Annotated in this window: 3 protein-coding genes and 1 pseudogene; 2 read left to right on the forward strand and 2 right to left on the reverse strand. The window is 58.1% G+C overall.

What is annotated here, in order from left to right:
- Positions 1 to 1,120: IS66 family transposase (tnpC, locus tag MFF13_RS23465; RefSeq protein WP_238273078.1), on the forward strand; the 1,120-nt coding region annotated here is incomplete at its 5' end.
- Positions 1,121 to 1,479: 359 nt separating this feature from the next.
- Here tnpC and MFF13_RS23470 read toward each other — a convergent pair.
- Together MFF13_RS23470 and MFF13_RS23475 are read right to left on the reverse strand one after the other, a co-directional pair.
- Positions 1,480 to 2,481 carry a hypothetical protein gene (locus MFF13_RS23470; protein WP_238273079.1) on the reverse strand — a complete coding sequence of 334 codons (1,002 nt, stop codon included), beginning with the start codon at positions 2,479 to 2,481 and terminating at the stop codon, positions 1,480 to 1,482.
- A 41-nt stretch (positions 2,482 to 2,522) separates the two neighbouring features.
- Complete coding sequence (locus tag MFF13_RS23475) at positions 2,523 to 4,310, reverse strand: hypothetical protein (protein WP_238273080.1); 1,788 nt, start codon at positions 4,308 to 4,310, stop codon at positions 2,523 to 2,525.
- Positions 4,311 to 4,853: 543 nt separating this feature from the next.
- On the opposite strand from MFF13_RS23475, the pseudogene MFF13_RS23480 reads away from it, so the two are divergent.
- Positions 4,854 to 5,002, forward strand: a pseudogene (locus tag MFF13_RS23480) (IS66 family transposase); the annotation flags it as partial.

Here is a 5,002-nt window from a genome sequence, read left to right on the forward strand (position 1 = left end):
GCCGTCCAGACACCGCTTACGCTTCTCCTGCAGCGACTGCGAGACCATCGCGCAGACCCCGGCTCCCTTCCACCCGATCCCGCGGGGCCGGGCCGGGCCAAACCTCCTGGCCGAGGTGATGATGGCCAAGTTCGGCCTGCACCTGCCGCTGCATCGCCAGAGCCAGCGCTTCGCCCATGAAGGCGTGCCGATCGACGTCTCGACCCTGGCCGGCTGGGTCGGGGCCGTCACCACCGCCCTGTCGCCCCTGGTCGCCCGGATCGAGGCCCATGTCCGGGAAGCCGAGCGCCTCCATCTCGACGACACGCCGGTGCCGGTCCTGGCCAAGGGCAAGACCCGCATGGGCCGGCTCTGGACGGTGGTGCGCGACGACCGCCCCTTCGGTGGACCCGAGCCGCCGGCGGCGGCCTACTTCTACTCTCCCGACCGCTACGACGCCGATGCCGAGACCTGGCTCGGCGACTTCCACGGCATCGTGCAGGCGGACGCCTTCTCGGGGTTCGTCCGGCTGTACGACCCCGGCCGCAAGCCGGGCCCAATCCACGAGGCGGCCTGCTGGGCCCATGCTCGACGCAAGTTCTTCGAGCTGGCCGTTCTGAAGAAGGCTCCGATCGCCATCGAGGCGGTAACGCGGATCGATGCGATCTTCGCCATCGAGCGCGCCGCCAACGGTCTTGCCCCCGATGAACGCCGCGCGCACCGCCGCGCCCGCTCGGCTGCTCTCGTCGCCGACCTGGAGACGTGGCTGCGGGAGAACCGCGCCAGACTCTCGGCCAAAGCGCCCACGGCAGCGGCAATCGACGACCTGCTCAAGCGCTGGACCGCCTTCACCCGGTTCCTCCACGACGGGCGCATCTGCCTCTCGAACAATGCCGCCGAACGCTCCATCCGTCCCATCGCGGTGGGCCGCCGCAACTGGACCTTCGCTGGCTCGGATGCGGGCGGGCATCGCACGGCTGCCCTCTACACGCTGATCGAGACCGCCAAGCTCAATCGCATCGACCCGCAGGCCTGGCTCGCGGACGTACTCGCGCGGCTACCCGACCATCCCGCCCGGCGTGTCGACGAACTGCTGCCGTGGAACTGGTCCCCCTCTCGGCTCCATCAGATCGCCGCCTGACACCCCGCCGGGGCCACGACCGCGGCCTTCACCGTAGGCGTACACAACATCCTCCACAAGGCTCGAAGCCATACCTCAGGGAGGACCACTTTCCAGGGGGCAGGCCAGGTTGTAAATGTCCGGAAAACGGTCGTTTTCCTTACCTCCTAGAAGCCAGAGTAGCCCTATATCTACGGCCCTGAAAATCTGTTTTGAAGGACTGCTTTAGCTGTTCGACAATGGCGCTGAGGATCATAGGCGACCTTCAAAACCAAGGCGCAGTCACAGCTATATGGCCAATGCCGACTAAAACGCCGCGTGCTTGCGACAGGTCAAGCAAAGGCGAAGGGTACTATGATTTATTCATTAAAGCTGTGGCCCTAATCAATCGTCAGCATATCTGCTACAATCCTCAACGCCCGATCATTAATCGCCCATTCGTAGAATTCCTGCTCTTCATTTGGTCCAAGAGAGGTCAATATTATAAATAAGTCAATTCCCTCGAAAACTAGACATCGAAACAGCAAATCTGCGTCTGGATTAGTGTGAGCCCTTGCCTCGAGCAAGACTACCGATAAAAATTGGTCTCGCGACCCTATTTCACTAACTCCTAAAATTTCGTCAACTACCATATCAGACTCGCGAAATTCACGAATAGAATCTTCTAAATGTTGATGATAAGAAGAAGGTCCATGTTTTTTTGCGACCTTCAACCGCATAACTCCTCGAACAACATCTTGAGAGTCCCTACGGATCCAATCTACGGCCGACTTTCCGGAAGGCGTTTTGTCCGGGAAGCGGGCCGCCCACGAGGCCGGGCAGCTAGACGCGACGCGCGAGCCAACGTCAAAGCGAGCGAGGGGCTCAATTACATTGGGGTGTATAATCTCGTCGGTGTTAAACGACCTAACGCCTAAATTGAGCGCTTCTCTGAACTGCTCGAATTCGTCGGCCGGACAAAAACCTTGGAGGACGACGACTGTGTCTCCGTTGATGGTAGCCGAGGCCAGACCCTTCATCGCTAAGCCGTCCACGACCGCCTCGCACGAGACTCGCGCGCGCTTGGCGTCAACCTCCGTGAGTTCGCCGGCAGTCCATCCCTCTCGAAGTCCCACGTAAAACTTCAACCAATTGGCTGCAGAAATCTCATTTGATATAATTGATCCGATAACTTGAATAGACGCATAACTATTAAATTGAGAAGTAAATATACTTATCAACGATATTTTGTCGGTTAGAAGCGAAGAATCTACTACTTTATCAACTTTCCAATCACCTGGAACTAGTATTTTAAATGAAAAAGAATGAGAGCCATGTGCTATCATCTTGGCTGCTACCAGTCCGTCGCTGTTAGCTGTAGTCGTTTTTGAATCATTGCTCATTTGTAAGTCCCTAAAATTTCCGATTATAGAAAAATATTTCGTTAATAAACGCCAATGAATATTTTGAATCCAGCCATAGGTCCAGCACCTAGTTTTGCCCCGAAGCTGGCACCCAGGCTACCGTCGATCAAGCCGGCTCTGGCGGACCCCTCGACAGCCGCCGCCAAGCCAGCTTCCCCTGCTGCCCCGAGCTTGACACCATGGTCCCACTTTGGATCCAAGTAACCCCGCTTCGGATCCTTCGTTGCGAACCTCACAATCGTGCCGCAAAAACAATCGTAGAGAGTTTTAGGGCTGATATTAAGTTTACCCTCACCGGAGATTTTCGCTAAGGCTATCTCGGCGCCAATTTTTGCCTCGACGCCTTTGAATTTGTCCTTCTGGGCGTATCCTAACGCCACCACGGCGCTACCAGCTAGGATCTCCCCTTGGAGTTCCCCGGCAACAAGATCGTTCAGTATCTTACCCTCCACCTTGGCATCAATGACCGCAACCTTGGCACTGCCGTACAAGCCGGCCGCGAGATCACCCGAAAGGTCGCCTTTGATTCCAGCGGTTCCGGAGAACTCGAAGGCACCGCTCCGCACCACCTCGTTCTTTGTCTTCCAAATTTCTCCCGATTTCGAACGCGACACACCAAGCTCGTAGGTGAATAGCTTGGCGGCAGCTTTGCCAGACTCTGTTCCAATGTCCTTATCTTCATCTTCGTCTTCGTTCGAATTTGAATGACCATATTTCTTTTTGTCGATATCAATATCTTTTAGTTTTACTTCGGACTTGCCAACAACTTTTGTCTTCCACTCCTCCTTCGTAGTTGGGGCGGTGGGGCTGCGGCTCTTTGGTGGCGCCCCGCTGGACGTTGGGGGCAGAGGTAGGCGTGGCGGATGCGGTGTACTCCGGCGATCGAAGCTTCCGCCGGATGGCACCCGGCGGGGCGCAGTGACGCGACGCGCGCTCAACTCCAGGGCCGCACGAAACTGGTCTGCCCCGAGCGCGTCGACCGCACGTGCGATGTTTTCCGCGGCTTGATCCAGGTTTTGAAGCCGTGCTTCCCGAAGGAGGTCGATAGCCCGCCCAATTCTGACTGCGGCCTCGGCAAAGGCATGGCCGCGCCTAGCCGGGTCAGCGCTGATGAGCACGGCCTCTGCCACGAGTTCCCACCCGTTCTGCCGAGCGCGAACCCAGGCCACTATGATGGCAACCGTCCGCACGAGTACGCCCGGCTCGACCAAGCGCCGAAAGTTCTCCGCGTTCGCGGTGGAAATCCGGGTCGCGGCGCGATAGAGCAGTTCGGCCACACACCCTTCAAGCGAAAGCGTGTCGAACTGACCCGGCGAGGCGGTCGACAGGGCCGCGTAGGGCCCGGTGCCTGCTTGGACTGGGTAGGACGGCAAACCTGCCACCGAACGGTATGACCGGTGTATCCCCACGGCGGGTCGCGGCCTGTCCGGTGAACGCTCAACGTCGCCTCTTCGGCGGAAGCTGAGAGCCAACGCCACCTCGGCCTCATCCGGAATCGGCGTAGCTGCAAGTACGCTGTGCGGGATCACATAGGCAACGATTTGCCCGCAGCGCACTGCATGTGCAACCTGCTCGATCAGCGCTTGATCTGTCCGCTGCAGGACATCACCGCTGATCAGCCAGCGCTCTGAGAACCGACGCAACACTTGCGCGGAACCAAGGTCCTGGGTCAACCGCAGCAGCCGGATCCGGATTGCGTCCTCGCTTTGCCCCCTCATGGGATCAACCAGCCCAAAGGCGGCACGCAGCCCCATGAGGAGGCTGTCGGTCGGGCCACGAAGAAGGAGGATTGAATCTGAATAATACATGCGAAAGTATAAATTCCGAAGCCGGACAGCATGGATAATACCACACGGAGCTTGTTGCAAACACGAACACATCAGCGTTCATGGGTCATCAGGCATGGCTGTCCAGATAGCCGTTCCGCTCAAGAGACGGTCCCTGATTCTCGACGCAACGCTGGCAAGCTGAAGCATCAGCCTCCAGTAGTAGCCGAGCGGTTCCATACTGCGTACTTACACGAACAGCTCAGCATCTGCTCGACCGCACTGCGTTCAATTCCTCAGTTTTTCAATTCCAAGCAGTCTTTCCTGACGGATTTGAGCGTCAGGATTACGGTCGGATTTCCGACAGGACATTCAATAAGACTTATATCTTATTTAGGTCGATGTGCGTGGGTCTGCTACACGACGGAGTGGGGTGGGAACCGCACCTTGGCCTTTGATTCGAAGCGACGTTCCACTGCGTTGTGATATTAGCTTAGCCCTAAGCTCGACTTTGGCCATTCAGGCTGCCTGGAGGTAATTACCCACCCCCTTGCGCGGGTCGGGTTTCGCTGATTCCCTCGTGGGATGGGCCGAAGCGATCTTGAGCGGCTGAGCCGCGAGGAGCTGATCGAGCTGGTGCTGCGGATGCAGCGCCCGGAAAAGACGTCACGCACGTCTTCGAAGCCGCCGGCAACGGATCGCAAGGAGCGGCGCACTGATCCTCCCCCGGTTCC

Origin of the sequence: Methylobacterium cerastii, assembly GCF_022179125.1 — a bacterium.
GTDB classification, from domain to species: domain Bacteria; phylum Pseudomonadota; class Alphaproteobacteria; order Rhizobiales; family Beijerinckiaceae; genus Methylobacterium; species Methylobacterium cerastii.